The following is a 21,494-nucleotide window of genomic DNA, read 5'->3' on the forward strand; positions in this document are numbered from 1 at the left end:
CGCGATGGTCAGTGCCGGTATTGCTGGATGCGTGTCGTGCGCAGCCCGGCAAGGCCATATTCGTCGATCGACGCCTGCCAGGACAGGAATTCCTCGGTGGTGAGCTTGTAGCGTTGGCATGCCTCGTCCAGGCTCAAAAGCCCGCCGCGCACGGCCGCAACCACTTCCGCCTTACGCCGGATAACCCAGCGACGTGTATTGGTCGGCGGCAGATCGGCAATCGTAAGAGGGCTGCCGTCAGGCCCGATAACATATTTGACTCTCGGTCTAACCAGATCGGTCATCGTACTCTCTACAAAAAACTCAAAGACCCAATCCCCGCCACGTTACCGCCACAGCTTTAAAAATTGCCTAAGCAGACCCTAATGACTAGGTAAGGATCATGAACGCCGCGTTAGTCTTTTCGCCGGCATTTGAAACATCTGCCCGCAAACCCTGATTTGCCGGGGAAAATGCATCCCCTGGCGGAGATCGGACGCAACCGGTGAATCGCCCTGCACGCTGGCGCGCCGGTAAAGCTTGACCTATATTCTCGACATTGGCATTGAGGCGCCGTGCAGAACGAAAGCATCATGAACAGTCTCGATCTTCCCGGACGTCCCGAAAACACCCGCATCGTCGTCGCCATGTCGGGCGGTGTCGATTCCTCTGTCGTCGCCGGCCTGCTGAAACGTGAGGGCTACGACGTCGTCGGCGTCACCTTGCAGCTCTACGACCACGGCGCGGCGACGCACCGGGCCGGATCATGCTGCGCCGGGCAGGACATCGACGATGCCCGCCGTGTCTCCGAGACGCTCGGCATCCCCCATTATGTGCTCGACTACGAGGAACGCTTCCGCAAGGCGGTCATCGATCCCTTCGCCGAGAGCTACGTCGCCGGCGAGACGCCGATCCCGTGCGTTTCCTGCAATCAGACGGTGAAGTTCGCCGACCTCCTGGCCACCGCCAAGGAGCTCGGCGCCGACGCGCTGGCCACCGGCCACTACATCCGTTCCGGCGCCAACGGCGCCCACCGCGCGCTCTACAGGCCGGTCGACGCCGACCGTGACCAGAGTTATTTCCTGTTCGCCACCACGCAGGCACAGATCGATTATCTGCGCTTTCCCCTTGGCGGCCTGTCGAAGCCTCAGGTTCGCGCCATTGCCGAGGAGATGGGGCTGGCGGTTGCCGCCAAGCAGGACAGTCAGGACATCTGCTTCGTGCCGCAGGGCAAGTATTCCGACATCATCGCCAAGCTGAAGCCGACCGCCGCCAATCCGGGCGACATCGTCCACATCGACGGCCGCGTGCTCGGCCGCCATGAGGGCATCCTGCGCTACACGATCGGCCAGCGCCGTGGCATCGGCATCGCTTCCGGCGAGCCGCTTTACGTCGTCCATCTCGATGCCGACCGCGCTCGCGTCGTGGTCGGCCCGCGCGAGGCGCTGGAGACGCACAAGATCTATCTGCGCAATATGAACTGGCTGGGCGACGGACCGCTCACAGACGTCCCTGCAGGCGGCCTGGAGCTGTTCGCCAAGGTCCGCTCGACGCGGCCGCCGCGCCCGGCCGTGCTGCATCATCGTGCCGGTGCCACATGGGTGGAACTGGTCGACGGCGAGTCCGGCATCGCGCCGGGCCAGGCCTGCGTGCTCTACTCCGATGACGGCAACGAAGCTCGCGTGTTCGGCGGCGGCTTCATCGAGCGTTCGGAGCGTGGCGCCGAGGCCGAGGCGATGCTGACCCGGCTTGCCGCCAGGCCGGCCCAGATACCTGCCGAATAAGGTTCCCGCCGAATAATCCGCGCTTCAGGAATTCGACTTGGTGTGGGTGACCGTGCCGGCGGTCAGGATGCGCAGCACCCTGATCGCTTCCTCGCCGCTGGTACGCGGTTCGGCACGCGTCTCGATGCACTGGATGAAATGCTCCAGCTCGCGTGTCAGCGGCATGCCCTGGGCAACCGCGACATAGGACGGCTCATTGGTGGTGAAGGCCCATTGGCCGCTGTCCTGCCACACCGCGTGGCGGTAGACGGCTAGCTTGCGTTCCCATGGCTCGACGTCGTCGAACACCGCCATCGCCTTGGTGCCGACCACGGTCAGCCGCCGCTCGCGATAGGGATTGAGACGCGAGGTGAAGAGATGGCTGCGCAGGCCGTTGGGGAAGCGCATGTGCAGATGCGCGAAGTCGCTGAGACTGTCGAGCAGAGCGGCCCCCTCGCCGCGCACCTCGATCGGCTCCGTGCCGGTGATCGCCAGGATCATCGACAGATCGTGCGGCGCCAGGTCCCACAGCGCGTCGTTCTCTGTGTGGAACTTGCCGAGGCCGAGCCGGTGCGAGTGGATGTAGCGGACTTCGCCGAGTTCGCCCTTGTCGATCAGCCCTTTCAGCGTCTCGAAGGCGGGGTGGAACCGCAGGACATGGCCGACCATGAAAACGCGGCCATTGTCCTTGGCCGCCTGCACCGCACGCTCGGCGTCGGCAACCGTCAGCGCGATCGGCTTTTCCACCAGCACGTCCTTGCCGGCCGCGACGGCACGCACGGCAAGGTCGGCATGGAATTGCGGCGGCAGCGCCATGACGATGGCGTCGATATCGTCACGCACGAACAACTGGTCCGGCTCGATCGCCAGGCAGTCCTGCTCGCTGGCGAAGCCTTCTGCGCGGGCCCGGTTGGTGTCGGAGACCGCGTGCAGCGCGCCGAGCGCCTTGAGAGTGCGGATGTGGTTGCTGCCCCAGTATCCGCAACCGAGGACTGCTATGCGCGGCTTCATCTGTTTCAAACTCTAAAAACTCTTGGCCGAGACATAGCGACGTGCCCGTTCGAACTCAACCCCGGCGGCGGCAACCAAATGTCCGCACGGCAAAGCTTTTCGATAATGACGATAAGCCGGCAAGCCGGTTGCTTCGAAGCTTGACAGGCTCACCCTCCCAACCTTATATCCGCGCGACCTTGGCGAACGCCCCCGACATGCCTTTCGATTTGAGGCGGATTTCGGGTCTTTCGCCGCCCTGGCGGGGTAGCTCAGTTGGTTAGAGCACGGGAATCATAATCCTGGGGTCGGGGGTTCAAGTCCCTCTCCCGCTACCACTTCAAACCCCACTATCGTACGCAATGGCCGATTGTGGCGGGCTGCCCAATGCGGTGTCCTGTGCGATAGCGGCTATATCTGACCTTCCTAGTAGAAGCCTTCAGCGACCTACAGCATCTCGCTCAGTGACGCCAATGCGGCTAACGATGCCGTCACCAGACATTCTCGCCGTCACCCACGCGTATCGGCTTCACCCCTCGGGAGTTTCGCGCTCGCCTGCCGGGCTTCGCCTTCGATCTCGATCTTGCTCCGCGCTTGAAGATCGAAGCGCACGGTTACAGTGCGCATGCGCGCATGCAGGACTCCGTCCAGCGTACCGCGCATTTCATGCAGATAAGTCAGCGACGATTTCCCAAGCTTTTCTATAACGCTGCGAACGGTGACCAGAGTTCCCACCGCGGTTTCATGCACGTAGTCGATCTCCATCCTCACATCCGCCCAGCCGAGGGTCGGCGTCAAACGAGGATCGGCAATCCTGCCCAGCAACTGGAAACTGGCGTCATCAAACATGGCCACATAATGACGAACGTTGAGATGGCCCATCGCGTCGCACATCCAAGGATGCACGACGCCGACATAGGTTTCGATGCCGGGCGTCAAAACCCGACCTCGTTTGCGCCCTTGAGATCCAGCAGTTGACGGGCTTCGTCGGGCGTCGCGATTTCGAGCGATAACTCGTTGAGAATGCGCTTTATCTTGGCAACCTGTTCGGCATTGCTCTTAGCGAGCGTGCCCTTGGCGACATAGAGGCTGTCTTCCAAACCGACCCGTACATTGCCGCCCATGATCGCGCCCATCGTGCAGAGATTTATCTGGTGCTTGCCCGCGGCAAGGATCGACCAGAGATAGTCGTCTCCGAACAGCCGATCAGCCGTCCTGCGCATGTGCATCATGTCTTCTGGGTCGGCGCCGATTCCGCCCAGCAGCCCGAAGATCGTCTGGACGAAAAGCGGCGGCTTCAGCAGCTTGCGGTCTAGAAAGTGCGCAAGCGTGTAGAGGTGACTGACATCGTAGCACTCGAACTCGAACTTCGTGCCGTAGGCCTGGCCGACTTCGACGATGATACGCTCGATCTGCTCGAACGTGTTGGAGACGATGCCCTTCTTTGTGTCTTCCAGGTAGCCCTTCTCCCAGTCGTACTTCCAGTCGGTGTATTTCGGCGCGATGTGGTGCAGGGCGAAATTCATAGATCCCATATTGAGCGAGCAGAGTTCCGGCTTCGAAGCGTGCGCGGCTTCAAGGCGCTCTTCGAGGGTCATCTTCAGCCCGCCGCCGGTGGAAATGTTCATCACGGCGTCGGTCTGCTGCTTGATGCGCGGCAGGAAATCCATAAACAGCTTTGGATCAGGGGTAGGCTTGCCGGTCTCCGGATCGCGGGCATGCAGATGGATCACCGACGCTCCGGCTTCGGCTGCTCCGACAGCGGCGTCGACGATCTCGGACGGCGTTATCGGCAGATACGGGCTCATCGTCGGCGTGTGGATCGAGCCGGTGACCGCACAGGTTATGACGACTTTCGGCGATTTCTTCATGGTTGAACTCTCCCTTGTCTGCCTTTTGTTGTTATCTATCGAGCGCGAGGCAATCCTCACGACCACAGCCCAATCGAACCGCCTCGCCCGCATTGAGTTCGGACCGAGACGACGATGCGGCAAGCTTGACAATGAATTTCAGGCCGCCCGCCGTCACAGCGACGAGCCGGATGTGATCCCCGACATAGACGGACTGAACGACGGTTGCCGCAATCACGTTGAGGGCGGTGGAGCCATCGTGCAATAAGGACATGCGCTCGGGCCTGATCGACAGCGTCACCCTGGCGCCCGCAGGGGGCGTCGCGCCAGGGGAAATGGCGTTCAACACCAGATCGCCATCGTCGAGACGGACGGCCACGCCACCGTTTTCACCGCCGGCAACCACCGTGCCGGACATGCGGTTGTTCTCGCCGATGAAGCTCGCCACAAAGCTGCCCGTCGGACGCTCATACAGTTCGCGTGGTGTCGAAAGCTGCTCGATGCGGCCGGCGCTGAACACCGCGATCCGGTCCGACATGGTCAGCGCCTCGGTCTGGTCGTGTGTCACATAAACGAACGTGACGCCAAGCCGGGCATGGATATCCTTGATTTCGAACTGCATCTGCTCGCGCAATTGCTTGTCGAGGGCGCCGAGCGGTTCGTCCATCAGGACAAGATTCGGTTCGAAGATCAGGGCGCGGGCAACCGCGACGCGTTGTTGCTGCCCACCCGAAAGCTGCGCCGGACGCCGGTTGCCGAATTCGGGCAACTGGACCATGTCGAGAACGTTCCTGACACGTCGCGTCACCTCGTCGCGGCTAAGTTTGCGGACCTCGAGCGGGAAAGCCAGGTTTTCGGCGACCGTCATGTGCGGGAAAAGCGCGTAGTTCTGGAACACCATACCGATGCCGCGACGATTGGCGGGAACGTTGTCGATGCGCTGACCGTCAATGAGGATTTCGCCCTCGGTCGTATCTTCGAATCCCGCAAGCATCATCAACGCCGTCGTCTTGCCAGACCCGGAAGGCCCCAGCAGCGTCAGGAATTCGCCGCGCATGATTTCCAGGTCGAGCTGACGCACCGCCTGGACCGTCTGCCCGTAGCGCTTGCTGACGCCACGAAACTCGACATGAACCGGGCCACGCGGGGATCCGCCCATCACCGCGCCTGCGCCTTGGGATCACGGCGTGCCGAAGCCGGGCGTTTGCGCGCAGGCTGAGCCTCAGCCGCCGCGGCGGCGCGAAGAATGATGTCGGCGGCCTCGCGCAGGTCGGCCACCAGCGCCTTGCGCGCAGCCGCGCCATCGGCGCGACGCAGCGCCGCGAGCATTTCGTCATGATGGTCCAGGCCCAGGCCGTAGGTCACGTCCGAGCGGACGATGTTCAAGAACGGTCCTGCTTGCAGCCACAATTTCTCGATGATTTGCTGGATGAGAGGTGACCGCGCGGCATGGTACATCGTGAAATGGAAGCGCCTGTTCAAGCCGAGATAGCTAGCCATGACATTGCTCTCGACGCATTCGCGCATCAGCCCGTTCAGCTTCGCCAATTCATCGAGTTCTTCGGGCGTGATGGTCGTCGCGGCCCACTCGGCCGCCGTTCCTTCGACGCTGCAGCGCACACGCACCAGATCCGAAATACGCGCCACCGTGGCCTCGGGGACGATGACGCCCCGATTTGGGTGGTCGAACATCGCCTCGTCGCTGACGAGTTGCCGCAAGGCCTCGCGCACCGGCATGGCGCTGGTCCGGTACTGTTCGGCAAGCTGTCGCACGACCAGTCTTTGGCCGGGCAGGAAGTCACCGTTCATCAGTGCTTCCTTCAAGCCCATATGGACACGAACATGAGCTGTCTTTTGCGCGGCCGAGCCGGCATTGGCATCCTTGCGATCCAGCATCAGTTTGTCCGGCGCGGCAGTATTTTGAGGTTGCTCGACAGGAAATCGTCGAATGCGCCGGCGAAGCCGTCGAGTTCGGCGTCGCCGAATGGCAGTGACAACGCCAGCATGCCGCGCGGCGTCACGTAGTACCCTCGCAACAGCATTTCGATATGCCAAAGCGCAATCACCGAAGGATCGGCATCGTCGAGCCGCGCCGGAGTGTCCACCGGCCCCCTGACGAAATGCAGGTTCATCAACGACCCTCGCCCGATGACGATGCCCTCGACGCCACGCCTTTCAAGGGAAACGTTCATCGCTTCACGCAGGCGGTCGCCGCGCGCATTGATCGCGCGGCTCGCCTCTTGCGTCAGCACCTGGGTCAGACCGGTGAAGCCAGCAGCCATGCTGAGAATATTGTTGTTGAACGTCCCGCCATGCGAGAACGAACCGGGCAAAGCCGGATCGAAGCGATCGACGAGGTCGGCGCGTCCACCGAATGCGCCAAAACTGGCGCCGCCGCCGATATACTTCCCGAGCGTCACGAAATCGGGAAAAATCCCATGCGCCCCGTGGAGCGCGCGGTAGTCGAGGCGCGAAGTCATGACCTCGTCGAAAATCAGCAGCGCCCCGGTCTCCTTCGTCGCCGCGCGCAGCGCTTCCAGGAACTCACGCGTCGCCGGGATGCAGCCGCCGCCGCCCATCATCGGCTCGACGATCACCGCGGCAAGCTCGTCGCCCTGTTCCTTTATGAGCGCCACGGCGCCGGCACTATCGTTGTAGTCGGCGAAGACAAAGGGGAACGGTAGATTGAGTGGCGAGCCGCCATGCGCAAAGGTGAGTACACCACCGTGGTAGCCCTCGCGGAATGCGAGTATCTTCGAGCGCTGCGTGATGGCGCGAGCCGCCGAAATAGCCATGATGTTGGCTTCAGTGCCGGAATTGCAAAAGCGAACGCGCTCGATTGCCGGAAAGCGGTCAACCACCGCGGCAGCCAGGCGCGCTTCGTAGCGGTTGGGCGCACCCAGCATGATGCCGCCCTCTATGACGTTCACCAGGGCCGCCGAAATCGCCTTGTCGGAATGACCGTAAAAACCGGCACTGTATTCCGAGACCAGGTCGACATAGATGTGCCCGTCCAGATCGGTCACCCTGCAGCCTTCGCCGGAAACAAACGATACGGGGAATGGCGGATACCATAGAACAGCCCTCGTATTGCCGCCCGGCAACGATGCCGCGGCCTCGTTCTGCCGCGCCAGGCTGTTCGGGTTGGCGTCAGCGAAACGCTGTCGGGCCTCGTCCAGAACAGCAGCGAGACTGACATTGGCGCGCACGTCTCTAGTGCCTTGCAGCATTCGATCAAATCCCTTTGGCTTTTTCACTTTTTTGCACCGTATCGCAAATTCCTGTTGCTAATCAATCCATTTTGCGCTTGAAATTTGATCAAATATACGACGAAAGAAAGGGGAACTGCAATGAGGACTTATCTGCAAGCCGTATCTGCCGCCGCGATCTGCCTCGCGACCTCGAGTTTTGCCGTGTCCGCGGCCGAACCCGTCACAGTGGTCGGCTGGGGTGGTACATGGGATAAGGCCTACAAGGATGGGGTCTGGGACAAGTACACCGAAAAAACGGGCGTTCCGATCGTCATGGAAGAATGGGGCGGCGAGGTCGCCAAGGTGCGTGCCCAGGTGCAGGCGGGCAACATCACTTATGACGTCGTCTCGGTCGAAGCGCCCGCCATGGAAGTCGGCTGCGCCGAAGGCCTGTTCGTTCCGCTGACGCCAGAAATCACAGGCGACGCGGCCAATTATTTGCCGGGCACCCTGCACGAATGCGGCGTCGCGTCTGATACCTGGGCCACGGTCCTTGCCTATAACACAGATGTCTACAAGGGCGACGCCGCGCCGAAGAGCTGGGCGGATTTTTGGAACGTCGAGAAATTTCCGGGAAAGCGCGGCCTCTACCAGCAGGCGCAGTTCACGCTGGAAAACGCGCTGATGGCCGACGGCGTTAAGCGCGAGGACATGTACAAGGTGCTGGGCACGCCGGAAGGCGTCGACCGGGCTTTCGCCATGCTCGACAAGATCAAGGCGCACGTCGTCTGGTGGTCCACAACGACGCAGGGCATCCAGAACCTCGACAGTGGTGAAGTGGCTCTCAGCGACGGGTTCAATGCGCGCATCACCAACGAAGCCATCAACGAGAAGAAGCCCTATACGATCGCATGGGACGCTGGCTTCTTCTATGGCACCGACTACTGGGCGGTGGTGAAGGGCGCGCCGCACCAGCAGGCCGGGCTGGATCTCCTCAAGTGGTTCTCCATCCCTGAAAACCAGGCCGGCTTCTCGAAACTCTATGCCTATGGCACCGGCCGCAAGGAAGCCGCCGACCTCATTCCCGCGAATTGGAAGGCCAACCTGCCGACGTCGCCGGAGCACCTTCAGTACGGCGCCTCCTATGACAACGACTTCTGGACCGAGCACAAGGAAGCACTGGAAGAACGCTTCAAGGCCTGGCTCGCGAAGTAACCTAGGCATGTTGGTCGGGGCAAAGCCGGCTATGAAGCGGCGTCAACGGGGCGGCATGCTCGCCCTGTTGACGGCCCCGCTTATCCTGTTCGTCGTCATTCTGTTTCTGTGGCCGGTGGCGCGCTTCCTCGCTCTGGCCGTCGACAACTCGGATTTCTCGAACAACCTGCCGCGTACAATTGCCGCTCTGGCGGGCTGGAAAGCAGATAGCGGCCTGCCTGGCGAACCCGTCTTTGCAGCACTCGTCGAGGACCTGGCCGACGCGCGGCGCGCCGGGAAGGAAGGCGTCCTGGCGCAACTCGTGAACCAGCGCGTCGTCGGCAGCCGTTTCCTCGTCATCAAGACGGCAAAGGATGCGGCCGACGGCAAGCTGACTATGCGTCCCGTGCGCGACGAGGTGCTCTCCAAACAGGCCGGCTGGAAAGACATCGATCTCTGGCAGGTCATCGCGCGTCAACAAAGCGCGCGAACGGACTATTATCTGCTTGCGAGCCTGGACCTGAAGCGAGGCGCGGACAATTCGATCGAAGCCGTTTCCGCCGACCGCGCCATCTTCGTCGACGCGCTGCTGCGCACGATCTGGATCAGCATCGTGGTGACCGTCATCTGCGCGGTGCTCGCCGTGCCGCTGGCGCAGGCAATTGTCAGCGCGCCGCCGGCCTGGTCGAAGCTCATGTTCGCGCTGATCCTGTTTCCGCTCTGGACATCGCTGCTGGTGCGCACCGTCATCTGGATTATCGTGCTGCAGAAGAACGGACCCGTGAATTCCACGCTGCTTGGCCTCGGCATCGTCAGCGAGCCGCTCAATCTCATTTACACACGCTTTTCGCTCTATTTGGCGATGGTTCAGGTTCTGCTGCCCATGATGGTGCTCTCCGTCGTCGCTGTCATGCGGCGGGTTCCGACCACCTACATGCGCGCGGCACTTTCGCTGGGTGCGCCGTGGCTCACGGCATGGCGCCGCGTGCAGTTGCCGTTGATCCTGCCAGGAATCCTGTCTGGCGGGGCGATCGTTTTTGTCTTCGCTCTCGGCTATTACATCACCCCGACGCTTGTCGGCGGGCCGACCGACCAGATGATCTCCAGCTACATAGCTTTCTACACGAACAGCACACTGAACTGGGGCATGGGTGCAGCGCTTTCGCTGCAACTGCTGATGATCCTCGTCCTGTTTGCGTTGCTGTTCTGGACGGCGTCCGTCCTCTTCCGCCGCAAGGCGCATGTCGCATGAGCGCCGACCGCTTCCGGAAGTGGCTGATGTATGCCTATGCGGCGACGTTGCTGGCGTTCATCATCCTACCCCTGCTGATCGTGATCCCTATGTCGCTGACCTCGAGCAATTCGCTGGCATTTCCGACGCCGGGCTGGTCGCTGCGCTGGTATGCCGAACTGTGGGTCGACCAGCGTTGGCCGAACGCGCTGTGGAACTCGATCGTCATCGGGATATCCACCACGGTTCTGGCGTTGCTGCTCGGCATACCTGCGGCGATCGGACTCGCCTGGGGCAATTTTGCCGGCAAACGGATCCTCTACGCGGTCATCGCCGCGCCCTTGGTGACGCCGGTTGTCATCGTCGGCGTCGCGGCCTTTTCATTCTTCGCCACACTGGGACTCGTCGGCAACAAGCTATCGATCATTCTGGTGCATACGGCGATGGCCGTGCCTGTGATGCTGACGACTGTCGTCGCCAGCCTTTCGACCTTCGACCGGACATTGGTTCGCGCGGCGGCATCGCTCGGCGCCGGCACCATGCGCACATTCTTCAAGGTAGTGCTGCCGCTGATAGCGCCGGGCGTCATTACAGGGGCCATCATCGCCTTCATCATCTCTTTCGACGAAGTCGTCGTCGCAAGTTTCCTCTCGACAGGCGCGGAGCGAACCTTGCCTCGCATGATATTCTCCGGGGTTCGCGAGTCCATCAGCCCTGCTATCGCGGCCGTCGCTGTGCTGCTGATCGCCTTCTCGGCGACCCTGCTTGGTGTCATCGCCATCCTTCAGAGCCGCTCGCAAACTCTCCGCGCAAGGGCATCGGCATGAGACTGGTTCCATCGGTGCAGCAGTTGGAGACAGAGATGACGGCCTGGCGGCGGCATCTGCATGCCAATCCAGAACTCGGCTTCGAAGAGTTCGAGACGGCGCGTTTCGTGGCGGACAAACTGCGCTCGTGGGGCATCGAGACTATCGAAGGCGTCGGTCGGACAGGCGTCGTGGGTACGCTCAGGGGCAGGCTCGGCGCTGGTCGCGGGCTTGGCATCCGAGCCGACATGGACGCCCTGCCGATGACCGAGGCGCGGCCGCTGCCGCATGCGTCCCGCATTCCCGGGAGGATGCATGGCTGCGGCCATGACGGTCACACGACGATGCTGCTCGGCGCAGCCTCGGCGCTTGCCCGCTCGCCCGACTTCGCCGGCACCGTGCATTTCATTTTCCAGCCGGCCGAGGAGGGCCGAGGTGGGGCACTCGCCATGCTGAATGAGGGCCTTTTCGAGCGTTTCCCCTGCGATGAAGTCTACGCGCTGCACAATTGCGAACGGCCGCTGGGCGAGATCGCCGTCCACCATGAGACGGTGGCAGCGGCGGCCGATCGCTTCGAGATCGTCGTGCATGGAAGGGGCGGCCATGCGGCGATGCCGCATCTTGCGATCAATCCACTTCCCAGCGCCGCGCGCATCCTGCTGGCGATAGAAGCCCTGCCCGGACGCCTGACCGATGTGCACTCTCCGGCAATCGTCACCGTTGGCGGCCTGCGCGCCGGCGAAGCCTTCAACACCATCCCCGATGCGGCGTTTCTGACCGGCACCGTGCGCACCTTCGACCATCAGGTTCAAAAGACGCTGGAGACGGCAATCCGCCGCATCGCGAAAAACGAGGCTGAAGCTTTTGGCGCCAGCGTCGATATTCGCTACGAAACGCCCTTCGCGCCGACGATCAACACTCCGGCGCAAGCCGACGCGATGATCGCGATTGCGAACGAGGTGATGGGCTCGGAACGTCTCGTCGTCGATCCGCCTCCCGAGATGGGTTCTGAAGATTTCTGCTACATGTTGGAACAGCGGCCGGGCTGCTATTTCTTGCTTGGCCAGGCGGACGACGCGCACCAGGCCGCCGCGCACGACACCAATTACGATTTCAACGACGCTATCCTGCCGATGGGCGCCAGTCTTTGGGTCAGGCTGGTGGAGCGCCGCCTGTCCGCGGCAGGCGCATCGTGATGCAGTTGCCGGAAAAAGACATCCGCTGGCGGAGCCATTGGCTGCGGCAGGCATTGCCCGAGGACCCGGACCTTGCGCCTCCGCTCGAAGAGACAACGCAGGCCGACATCTGCATCGTTGGCGGCGGGTATCTCGGACTGTGGACCGCCATTCGCCTCAAGCAGCACAATCCAGGCTTCGATGTTGTCATTGTAGAGCGCGACATTTGTGGTGGTGGCCCGAGCGGCCGCAATTCCGGAATGGTGCTTTCGGCATGGACCAAATACAGCGCGCTTGCCGCGCTGCGCGACGGAAACGACGCGCTTTCGATCATCAAGGCATCCGAAGCCGCGATCGGCGGCATCGAGGCTTTCTGCAAGGCAGAGGCAATCGACGCCTGGTTCGATCGCATCGGCTGGATCTGGGGCGCTACGTGCGAAGCACAGCTTGGCGCCTGGGACGACGCGTTAAACAAGCTGGCAGCGCATGGCTACGTTCCGGCGCGGCGAGTTTCGCGCCCTGAGATCGCGGCGATGGCCGGTACGACGAGCCACCTTGGCGGTGCGTTCGACGCTTCGTCGGCAACTGTGCATCCAGGGTTCCTGGTGCGCGGCCTGCGTCGTGCAGCGCTGAACCGCGGCGTTCGGATCTATGAAAAGTCGCCGATGAAGCGGTTTTCACGACGTGGCAAGCTCACGGTGGAAACGGCGAAAGGAACTGTGTCCTGCGGCAAGGTCGTGCTTGCCATGAATGCCTGGTCCGGCGCGATTCCGGAACTGGCCCCTGCGATCTTCAACATCTCCAGCGACGACGCCATGTCACAGCCCATTCCAGACCTTCTCGACAAGGTCGGCTACCGCCGGGCGCCGCTGATGATCGATTCCCGCGTCTTCGTTGGCGGTTGGTCTCCGACGCGCGATGGTCGGCTGTCCGTCGGCGTCAGCGGTGGCGTCATTGGCTTCGGCGGCATCGTCGACCAGCGTTTCCATGGCCTGTCGCCACGGGTCGCCGAAATGCGTCGCGCGCTGCGGGATGGCCACCCAGCGCTCGCCGATTTCCCGCTCGAGACATCGTGGAACGGCCCGATCGACCGGACGGTCAGCGGCGTGCCGCTGTTCGGCGCTTTGCCCGCTAACCGCGATGTCGTCTACGGCTACGGCTTTTCCGGCAATGGCACGACAATGGCTTATATCGGCGGCGAGATCCTCACCGGCCTGCTGACTGACGGCGAATCGGAACTGACGCATTCGGCGCTGGTGCGTCCGGTGGCGCGCGGTTTCCCGCCCGAACCCTTTCGCTTCGTCGGTGCGCATTTCGTCCGTGGCGCGGTGCGTCGGCGCGACGATCTCGAACATGCCGGGCGCAAGCTGGATCCGGTGACGAGATGGCTCGCCGGGATGGCTCCGTCCGGCGTCACTCCCTCCAAAGCCAATCTTCGCGCAAAGAAAGGATGACGATGTCCAAGGCCAAGATTTTCAAGCACAGCGAGTTGACTCTGAAGCCATCAGTCACGCCGACCGGAACGTCGTCGATCGCGCGCGTGATCAATGCCGAGATCAGCCGGACCATGGGCGGTGGCATCGAGTATCTGGAGAACGCCTCGATCGACTGGACCGTGACCTATGACGAGGTGCTGTTCATCCATGAAGGCACGCTGACGATCGAACTGGATGACGGCCGCCACGAATGCCGCCCTGGCGACATCGTCTGGCTGCCCAATGGCACGCATCTGAAATACATCGCAACCGAACGCACCGGCTATTTTTACTGCCTGTACCCGTACGACTGGGCCGCGCGGCAAGGGACGTTAGAACCTTGAAAGTGACAGGCATATCATAGGTTGGCTTTTTACGGCGCCGATCCGCCTGGCAGACGGCGGATTGTCATTATAGCAACATGCATATTAGCTATTCCTTGACAATCTGCCTGGGCTCTGGTTTCCTGATTTAACGGGTGTTTAACCAAGTTCGTTGCGTTTTTTACGGACGGTGTTCGCATGTCGACGTTGGTCGTGGCGGACCCGCGAGGGGTATATCTCGCCGGTCTGGAATGGGTTTTGCAGAAGGCTGGACACGATGTCGTCGCCCAGTGTCGCCGCCCTGTGGACGTTCTCGCTCATGTGGAGCGCCATCAGCCTGATATCGTCATCGTGGGCGTGGATCTCGCGGACCAGCAAACATCAGGTCTCTCCTCACGGCTGAAGGCCGGCAACAGCGCTCTCGGCATCATCTTCATCGTGCAGCCAACCGGCAGGCTCGATGTCAAGGAGATACAGACGCTCGACGTCGACGGCCTGTTTCTGGACGGCATCAGCCACCGCTTTCTCATCGAATGCGTGAATGCGGTGGCGGCGGGCAAGAAGTGGATCGACAACAAGATCGTCCAGCAACTGCTGATGCCCGGGTCGCAGCCGCAGCCAATGTCCCGGCTGACCGGGCGGGAGACCGAGATCGCCGATCTCGTCTCGCGCGGGCTGCGAAACAAGACCATCGCGCAGCGGCTGCATTTATCCGAAGGCACGGTGAAGATGCACCTGCATCACGTCTACGAGAAGCTGCACCTCGGCGGCCGGGCGGAACTGGCCTGGATAACGCACGGCAAAAGCCTCGCCCCCCCCCCAGGAACGGGCCTCCTCTGAAAGCAGCACTTTTTTAACGGGCATCGACGTGAGGCCGGCAGCGGGCCGGAAAGCCGCGCGATGGCATCGGCCGCGATTGCGACAGCCTGCTCTCGGTCCGACCCGCCTGATAACCGGGGCATTGGAGATTGGCTTGGCGGTTGCTGGCTCTCCCCTCCTCCGGTTCCTTCAGCCAAAGAGGCTGGTTGTCGGAAAGCCGCCACAGCATACACCGCAAGCCGCCGCTTTGCGTGTCGCCTGGTTTGAGTCCAGAGCCTTGGTGTCTTGAACGACCGGCCCCTCGAAGGGGGCCGGATCGCCTGCGTTGAAGCTAATGAAGGCTACGAGAACGTCATCAAACGATGAAGTCCTGGCTTGCGAGGATGCTCAGTGTTTGCGTAGCAGCATCCCCGTCGAGGTCGGTGTTTGCCAGAGTGAATTCGAACGGCTGATCGTCAACCGGACCCTCGATGCTCGTCGAGAAGTCGAGGATGCGAACACCCGAGTTGGCACCGCCGACGTGGAACTGAACATAGGCCGTGTCGAAGGCTTGCCCACCATCGTCATCAATGGTCACGATCTGATTGCCCGAGCGCAAGCCAGTAACATCTTCGATGGTGTGATCGATCAGATTGCCGCCATCGTCGTAAAGCCACGATTCTACCGTGATGGCGTTGATGTTTCCAATTCCTGCGACCGCGAAGGTTAGATTGTTGATGTCAGACCCATCCGCAGTGGAGAAGGTGAAGCCCTCGTTGTTATTGATCTGCGAAGCCTGACCGCCTTTCACGCCGAAACCAACTGCATCGGGGTTCAGATCATCATTGGTTCCGGAATTGGTTGGGACTGCCGTTGGATCGACCACCGTCCCGCTCGGGAAAATCAGGCCGTCAAAGACGATGCTGCCGGTGTTATCCACCGTGGGTACTGTCAAGGTCTCCTGGGGACCGCCCGACTTGATCGCATTGAAGTTGAGGTCGGACTGCTCGCCCTGGGGTGTGAAGAGCACGTCGAAGGTGTACCCCGAGTCGGTCACGTTCAGTTGGTAAAGGTCCGTATCGGTGGCCACGTCGTGGTACGTCAGCGTGGTTCCGTCGTTGGTGAGGGTCTCCGTGATGGCAGTGCCACCGAGATCGGTGAAACCGGTGATGGTGACGTGTGAGCCGTCGGCTCCCGGAGTAAGGTCGAACGTCCCTGTGTCCTGTTGATTGGCGGCCAATCCGACCTGGAACGGCGTTGCATCACCAGTGATGCCGTCGAACGTCGGCCCGGCGTCCTCGAACACGAGGTGCGTCCCGAGATCCTCGTGGTTGACGACCGTCACCTCGGTCGTTGACGGGAACGCGACTTCGAGGTTCTCAACGCGCACGCCGGAGGTGCTTGCCTTCGTGTCGTAGAAAAATCGAACGTAGATTTGATCGACGCTATCATTCGGTTCGATCGTGTAATTCTCGAAGACGGCGCTGCCAGCAGGTAAGCTTACTGTGTCATAGCCTGTTGCAACTACTACCCCATTATCGACAGCCCACCACTCGATGTTGACGCTCTTCACGCCGCCTATGCCCTGGATGTCGAACCGGATGCCGCCGATCTCGTTCTCATCACCAGAGGTCCAGGCCGCGTCTTGAACGAAGAAGCCCTCATTTTGATTCAACTGAGAGGCTTGGCCGCCCTTCACACCGAAGCCGATGGAGTCGGGGTTCAGATCATCATTGGTTCCGGGGTTCTTGTTGATGGTCGTCGGATCAGTGACTGTACCTACCGGACCTGCCGGGAAGATGATGCCATCAAACTTGGCGCTGTGGCTGTCAGTGGGATCGGCTGTCGCAACCGTGAGCGTCTCCTGCGGGCTGCCTGCCGGGATCGACGCGAAGTCGAGTGGCTGAAACGTCGTTACGAGTTCGGTGGTCGTTACATCCAGTGTGATCTTGCCCTGGGCAAATGACAGGATGTCGTCATCGTCAATGACAGGAGGATCACCAGGAGCGTTGTGCTGCAGCGGTTCGTATTGAATGAGGTAAATTTGCGCCGAGGAGAGGTCAGTCTCGTCAAGCGCAACCGCGAACGCCAAGGCGCCAGCGGGATCAGCGTCACCATTCCCGTCGGCCTCGCGCCCATAAATGATGCCGTCTTGGTTGTAGAGGAAGATTTCCACACCGTCGACGGTAAAGAGGCCGCTCGACGTGCCGTCAGCGGGGATCGACAGCGCCAGATCCGTCGCTCCGGTTGTGTCAAGGAGAGCGGCGTTGACGGCCACCTGCGGGAAGCCTGTCGCGGGGTCGGTAGGACTGATTCCAAGCACGCCGAGAGCGGTGAGCGCGTCGCTCAGCGTCTGGTCGAGGAGGACATCGTTATCATCGGTGACGGTCTGTACGCCGATCTGCTCGTCGAGAACGAGATTGGTGGCGGTAATCGTAGTCATAATCTTCCTCCCAATTGTGATCGAGCTGTTCCAGGGTCAGTTGGGATTAGGTCAGGGCGCGCCGAAAATGGTGGATTTCGAGAACCGGAACAGAGCACGCCTTGACGTGCGTAAGTTCCGGAGGCGTAGAAAGCTACGATTGCCCGTCCGCCATCACTTGAGATGCCACTTGAAATGCTAACAAACCCCAGATGCTCAGGGGTCAATTTGGCGCAGCCTAAGGATGGCAAGTCAACTTTCCGTCTGGTAGTATTATGACCTATATCGAACGATATATATCGTTTTCGATAGGGTCGCCGGCGTCAATATAAATGGGAATATTGACCTGGCGGAGAAGCGCCGTAGTGAATGCCCGCGCCCGGAGCAAACCATACGTGTCAAACGCCTTGCAAAACTGGCCCCGATCGGCGTCCCCCTTTATGTAGGGCACGTCGCTTAGCGCTCGCCGGAGCTTATCGGGTTGCGCAGCCTGGCGAGCGCGGATGAGCTTGGCCGTGTTGTGTTGATCAGGCGCGGTTCTTGAAGCGCCGGGACTCATTGACAGTCTCGATGATCTCACAGTGATGCGTGAGACGATCCGAGTTCATCGAGGACGACGAAGCCGAGGCGGGTGAGATAGTCGGCGACGCGGCCCTGCTTGCCGGCGCGACGCTCGGTCTTGAGCTGGTTGAGCAGATCGACGACGTTGCACCTATCACGTCTACGAGAAGCTGCACCTCGGCAGCCGGGCGGAGCTGGCCTGGGCATGGCAAAGGCGCTGAGCGTCCAGGAACGGGCCTCCTCTGACACCCCACTCTCAACTGGCATCGACATGAAGCGGCAAAGGGGGCCGGAAAGCCGCGTGATGGCATCGGCCGTGATACCCACCGCAGCGCCTGCGTCAGCCTGATCTATCGAAAGATATATATCGTTCGATCAGGTGCGGACATTGACCTCAATACTATCGAACCGGGAATGGACGCCTCCTCTTCGGCGGCGCCACAATCGAGGATCAAAGGCCGCAATTCAGCGCTTTAGGGCATCTGGGGATGGGGATCCCCTTTTCTTGATGCGTTCAAAAAGGGGGAATCTCGATGGCACCCACCATAGCAGCTCATGGCTGGCCTCACTGCAATCCCTTGCGCCGGATGTCACTCCGCACACCAGAGAAATAGCGATGAAAACCAAGCAACAGCCCCCTGCCCTGCAGGTGGTGATGAAAGAGATCAAACGCGCCATTCGGCCGCTGATCTGGTTCAGCGGAGGCATCAACGTGCTGATGCTGACCGGGGCGCTTTATATGCTCCAGGTCTACCATCGCGTGCTGTCCAGCCACAGCCTGGAGACGCTGGTGATGCTGTCGCTGATGGCGGCGGCCGCGCTCGGGACGCTCGCCGGGCTGGAAGTAATACGCGGGCGTCTTTTGGCCAAGGTCGGATCATGGATGAACGCGCGCTTGGGACCGGTTCTGCTGACCGCATCGGTGGAATACGCCGCGTCGGCGCCTGGTCAGGCCAACGCCCGTCCGCTGCGCGATCTGGACCAGGTGCGGAATTTCTTCACCAGCCCGAGCATCTTCCCGATCCTCGACGCGCCTTGGGCGCCGCTGTTTTTCGCTGCCATTTTTGTCATGCACCCATGGCTTGGATGGCTGGCGCTCGGCGGCGGGATCGTCCTGTTCGCTTTGGCGCTGCTCAACGAATACGTCACGCGAAAGCCCTTAACCGAGGCTTCGGGTGCGCAGTCGCGGGCCTATGTGCAGGCCGAGGCGGCGATCCGCAACGCCGAGGTCGTCCAGGCGATGGGTATGCTAAAGCCACTGATGGAGGGCTGGAAGGCACAGCAGGACGAGGCAAACAGAGGACAGGTTCTTGCCGCCAACCGTGGCGGCGTTATCGCGGCCATCGCGCGTTGTCACCGGCTGGCCCTGCAAATGGCCATACTCGGCCTTGGCGCCTATCTGGTCCTTCGCAACGAGGCCTCGCCAGGCATCATGATCTCCGCCTCGATCCTGATGGGCCGCGCATTGTCGCCGGTCGAGCAAGCCATCGGAACCTGGAAGGCGACGGTTGGGGCGCGTGCCGCCTACCGGCGTCTCACCGCTGTGGCCGGACAGCACCGGGAGGCCACACCGGCCCTTCCGCTACCACGACCGAAAGGCAGGTTCGAGGCCGAGAACCTTGTGCTTGCCCGACAGGGTGGCGAGCATATCCTGAAAGGCATCAACTTCCGCCTGGAGCCCGGTGAAGCGATGGCGTTGATCGGCCCGAGCGGGGCCGGCAAGACGAGCCTGGCGCGCATACTCGCCGGTGCCTGGCGCCCGTCCGCGGGGCGCGCCTTGCTGGACGGAACGGATGTTGCCCAATGGGCGGCGGAAGACCGTGGCCGTCATGTCGGCTACCTACCGCAGGACATCGAACTCTTCGCCGGCACCGTGTCCGAAAATATTTGCCGCTTCGCGACGCTCAACCCGGCGGTCTTCAACAAGGTGGTCGAGGCCGCGCAGTTGGCAGGAGTCCACGAACTGATCAAGGGACTGCCGAAGGGTTACGCCACCGAGATCGGCGAATCCGGCGCCGTCCTGTCAGGCGGGCAGCGCCAGCGCATCGGGCTGGCGCGGGCACTCTACGGCGACCCCGCGCTGCTTATCCTCGACGAACCCAATTCCAACCTCGACAGAGAGGGCGAGGAGGCATTGATTGCTGCTCTCGGCGTGGCCAAGGCCACGAACACAACCGTTATCCTGATCGCGCACCGCCCCAACCTTTTGGACAAGATGGACAAGATACTGGTGCTCAACAGAGGTCAGCAAGATCTCTTCGGGCCGCGCGACCATGTCTTCAACGAACTCGCCAACCGTGTCAGCAAGGTGGCCCATCTGCCCAAAGCGGCCCAGTTGCCAGCCCTTGAAGTGGTCAAGGAAATCAAAGAGGTCAAGGAAGCATGAGCCGCCCCCCCGGATTGAACGTCGTGCCGCTACCCCTTCCTCCGCCCTCGCTGCTGGAACCGGTGCCGCTGCGTCTCACCGGCGTGACCTGCACCGGGTTCGCGATCATGTTCCTGTTCTTCGGCGTGGCCGGGGGTTGGGCGGCGCTGGCGCCGTTGGACAGCGCCGCTGTGGCGCCGGGCGTTATCAAGGTCGCCGGCGACCGCAAGCTCATCCAGCACCTCGAGGGCGGCATCATCGCGGAGTTGAACGCCGCCAACGGGGATATCGTCAAGGCGGGCAAGATCCTCGTCCGGCTCGACGACACGCAGGCAAAGGCGCAGCTCGACCTGATCCAGAACCGGATAGCAACGCGTGAGGCGCTGGCCGCCCGTCTCAGGGCCGAGCGCGACGGCAAGGCCGAGATCGAGTTCAATCCGGCGTTGCTCGCAAACCCCGCCACCGCCGTGAAGGACGCGGTGGCAGCACAGCGTGACGTGTTTGCCGCGAAGCACCACAATCTGAAGGACGAGCGGGAAATTCTCGGCCAGCGCCGTCACCAGGTCGAGGAAGAGATAACGGGACTGGAGCAGCTTATCGTCACCGAAGACAAGCAGATCGAGGCAATCGAGGGCGAAAGCAAAGACCTTGAGGGTCTGCTCAAGAAAGGGCTGACCACCCGCGAACGGAACCTGTTGCTCAGACGCCAACAGCGGGAGATCGAAGGGGAGCGCGCTACCAACATTGCCGCAATCGCCCGTGCCGGAAGCGCCATGGCCGAGATTGATATGCAGATCCTGAACCTCAACACAGTGCGGCTGAACCAGGCCGTCGATGAGTTGAGCAAGGTCGAGGCGGAGTTGTTCGACCTCGGACAGCAGGAGCGCTCCGCCAGGGACGTGCTTGACCGCACCAACGTCGCCGCACCGGTTGACGGCATCGTCATGGACCTGAAGGTCCATACGGCAGGCGGCGTCGTGAAACCCGGTGAGACATTGATGACGATCGTGCCGCTCGGACAGCAACTCGTGGTCGAAGCCATGGTCAAGCCGGAGGATGTCGAGACGATCGCCCCCGGACAGCCCGCGCGCGTCAGCTTCCCGGCGTTCGCTCGCTACAACCTGCCGCCGCTCGAGGGCGTCGTGGAGATCGTGTCGGCTGACCGCATGGTTGAGGAGCGCAGCGGGGCACCGTATTTCGCCGCGACCGTTTTGATCGACAAGAGCGAACTCGCCAAGCTGGAGGGCCGCAAGCTACTGCCCGGCATGTCGAGCGAGACGATGATCCGGACGGGGGCTCGCACCGTGCTCTCTTATCTCGCCGAGCCGATCACGCAGAACTTCCGCCGGGCCATGCGGGAAAAATAGCCGT

18 protein-coding genes, 1 tRNA gene and 1 pseudogene are annotated in these 21,494 nt (G+C 61.7%); 11 read left to right on the forward strand and 9 right to left on the reverse strand.

Annotated features, from left to right (window positions below):
- Window positions 1-8 precede the first annotated feature (8 nt).
- A complete protein-coding gene (sciP, locus tag NKH95_RS14040; protein ID WP_013529904.1) occupies window positions 9-284 on the reverse strand; it encodes a CtrA inhibitor SciP in 276 nt (91 codons plus the stop codon).
- A gap of 288 nt (window positions 285-572) precedes the next feature.
- On the opposite strand from sciP, the gene mnmA reads away from it, so the two are divergent.
- Window positions 573-1,763: a tRNA 2-thiouridine(34) synthase MnmA gene (gene mnmA / locus NKH95_RS14045; protein WP_127317831.1), complete on the forward strand. Its 1,191-nt coding sequence runs from the start codon at window positions 573-575 to the stop codon at window positions 1,761-1,763.
- A 24-nt stretch (window positions 1,764-1,787) separates the two neighbouring features.
- Here the strand turns inward: mnmA and NKH95_RS14050 are convergent, their stop codons facing one another.
- Window positions 1,788-2,753: a Gfo/Idh/MocA family protein gene (locus tag NKH95_RS14050; RefSeq protein WP_352792921.1), complete on the reverse strand. Its 966-nt coding sequence runs from the start codon at window positions 2,751-2,753 to the stop codon at window positions 1,788-1,790.
- Between the two features lie 240 nt (window positions 2,754-2,993).
- On the opposite strand from NKH95_RS14050, the gene NKH95_RS14055 reads away from it, so the two are divergent.
- Window positions 2,994-3,070: transfer RNA gene (locus NKH95_RS14055), tRNA-Met, on the forward strand.
- Window positions 3,071-3,242: 172 nt separating this feature from the next.
- Here the strand turns inward: NKH95_RS14055 and NKH95_RS14060 are convergent.
- Genes NKH95_RS14060 through NKH95_RS14080 form a run of 5 tightly spaced genes read right to left on the reverse strand, consistent with a single transcriptional unit; the run spans window position 3,243 to window position 7,812 of the window.
- Entirely contained in the window at window positions 3,243-3,671 is a 429-nt protein-coding gene (locus NKH95_RS14060) for an acyl-CoA thioesterase (protein WP_352630095.1), read from the reverse strand.
- On the reverse strand, window positions 3,668-4,603 hold the full coding sequence (kce, locus tag NKH95_RS14065) for a 3,5-dioxohexanoate:acetyl-CoA acetone transferase (RefSeq protein WP_352440332.1): 936 nt from the start codon (window positions 4,601-4,603) through the stop codon (window positions 3,668-3,670). The genes NKH95_RS14060 and kce overlap by 4 nt, the downstream gene beginning before the upstream one ends.
- A 31-nt stretch (window positions 4,604-4,634) precedes the next feature.
- Entirely contained in the window at window positions 4,635-5,741 is a 1,107-nt protein-coding gene (locus NKH95_RS14070) for an ABC transporter ATP-binding protein (protein WP_352630100.1), read from the reverse strand.
- A complete protein-coding gene (locus NKH95_RS14075) occupies window positions 5,741-6,478 on the reverse strand; it encodes a GntR family transcriptional regulator (RefSeq protein WP_352630102.1) in 738 nt (245 codons plus the stop codon). Before NKH95_RS14075 ends, NKH95_RS14070 begins: the two co-directional genes overlap by 1 nt.
- Window positions 6,478-7,812 (reverse strand): aspartate aminotransferase family protein, encoded by a 1,335-nt coding sequence (locus NKH95_RS14080; RefSeq protein WP_352630104.1) that lies wholly within the window; start codon window positions 7,810-7,812, stop codon window positions 6,478-6,480. Before NKH95_RS14080 ends, NKH95_RS14075 begins: the two co-directional genes overlap by 1 nt.
- Window positions 7,813-7,932: 120 nt before the next feature.
- Between NKH95_RS14080 and NKH95_RS14085 the strand changes: the two genes are divergently transcribed.
- The 7 genes from NKH95_RS14085 to NKH95_RS14115 all read left to right on the forward strand — a co-directional run bounded on the left by NKH95_RS14085 (window position 7,933) and on the right by NKH95_RS14115 (window position 14,817).
- Window positions 7,933-8,988 carry an ABC transporter substrate-binding protein gene (locus tag NKH95_RS14085; protein WP_352630106.1) on the forward strand — a complete coding sequence of 352 codons (1,056 nt, stop codon included), beginning with the start codon at window positions 7,933-7,935 and terminating at the stop codon, window positions 8,986-8,988.
- Window positions 8,989-9,019: 31 nt separating this feature from the next.
- Window positions 9,020-10,219, forward strand: a complete 1,200-nt coding sequence (locus NKH95_RS14090; RefSeq protein ID WP_164893116.1) for an ABC transporter permease — start codon at window positions 9,020-9,022, stop codon at window positions 10,217-10,219.
- Window positions 10,216-11,025, forward strand: coding sequence for an ABC transporter permease (locus NKH95_RS14095; protein WP_128306010.1), 810 nt, complete (start codon window positions 10,216-10,218; stop codon window positions 11,023-11,025). The genes NKH95_RS14090 and NKH95_RS14095 overlap by 4 nt, the downstream gene beginning before the upstream one ends.
- Window positions 11,022-12,200: an amidohydrolase gene (locus tag NKH95_RS14100; RefSeq protein ID WP_352630108.1), complete on the forward strand. Its 1,179-nt coding sequence runs from the start codon at window positions 11,022-11,024 to the stop codon at window positions 12,198-12,200. Before NKH95_RS14095 ends, NKH95_RS14100 begins: the two co-directional genes overlap by 4 nt.
- Window positions 12,200-13,633, forward strand: a complete 1,434-nt coding sequence (locus tag NKH95_RS14105) for an NAD(P)/FAD-dependent oxidoreductase (RefSeq protein ID WP_352440328.1) — start codon at window positions 12,200-12,202, stop codon at window positions 13,631-13,633. Before NKH95_RS14100 ends, NKH95_RS14105 begins: the two co-directional genes overlap by 1 nt.
- Window positions 13,634-13,635: 2 nt before the next feature.
- Window positions 13,636-13,998: a EutQ-related cupin domain-containing protein gene (locus NKH95_RS14110; RefSeq protein WP_164893115.1), complete on the forward strand. Its 363-nt coding sequence runs from the start codon at window positions 13,636-13,638 to the stop codon at window positions 13,996-13,998.
- 177 nt (window positions 13,999-14,175) lie between these two features.
- Entirely contained in the window at window positions 14,176-14,817 is a 642-nt protein-coding gene (locus NKH95_RS14115; protein ID WP_352792918.1) for a response regulator transcription factor, read from the forward strand.
- A 334-nt stretch (window positions 14,818-15,151) separates the two neighbouring features.
- Here the strand turns inward: NKH95_RS14115 and NKH95_RS14120 are convergent, their stop codons facing one another.
- Together NKH95_RS14120 and NKH95_RS14125 are read right to left on the reverse strand one after the other, a co-directional pair.
- A complete protein-coding gene (locus NKH95_RS14120) occupies window positions 15,152-17,218 on the reverse strand; it encodes a hypothetical protein (protein WP_352891789.1) in 2,067 nt (688 codons plus the stop codon).
- A gap of 506 nt (window positions 17,219-17,724) precedes the next feature.
- Window positions 17,725-17,905: pseudogene (locus NKH95_RS14125) on the reverse strand (IS21-like element helper ATPase IstB); the annotation flags it as partial.
- 469 nt (window positions 17,906-18,374) lie between these two features.
- Between NKH95_RS14125 and NKH95_RS14130 the strand changes: the two are divergent.
- Together NKH95_RS14130 and NKH95_RS14135 are read left to right on the forward strand one after the other, a co-directional pair.
- Window positions 18,375-20,144 carry a type I secretion system permease/ATPase gene (locus tag NKH95_RS14130; RefSeq protein WP_352891805.1) on the forward strand — a complete coding sequence of 590 codons (1,770 nt, stop codon included), beginning with the start codon at window positions 18,375-18,377 and terminating at the stop codon, window positions 20,142-20,144.
- Window positions 20,141-21,490 (forward strand): HlyD family type I secretion periplasmic adaptor subunit, encoded by a 1,350-nt coding sequence (locus NKH95_RS14135; RefSeq protein WP_023809921.1) that lies wholly within the window; start codon window positions 20,141-20,143, stop codon window positions 21,488-21,490. Before NKH95_RS14130 ends, NKH95_RS14135 begins: the two co-directional genes overlap by 4 nt.
- Window positions 21,491-21,494 lie beyond the last annotated feature (4 nt).

Source organism: Mesorhizobium sp. M0848, assembly GCF_040319805.1.
In the GTDB taxonomy this organism is placed as follows: domain Bacteria; phylum Pseudomonadota; class Alphaproteobacteria; order Rhizobiales; family Rhizobiaceae; genus Mesorhizobium.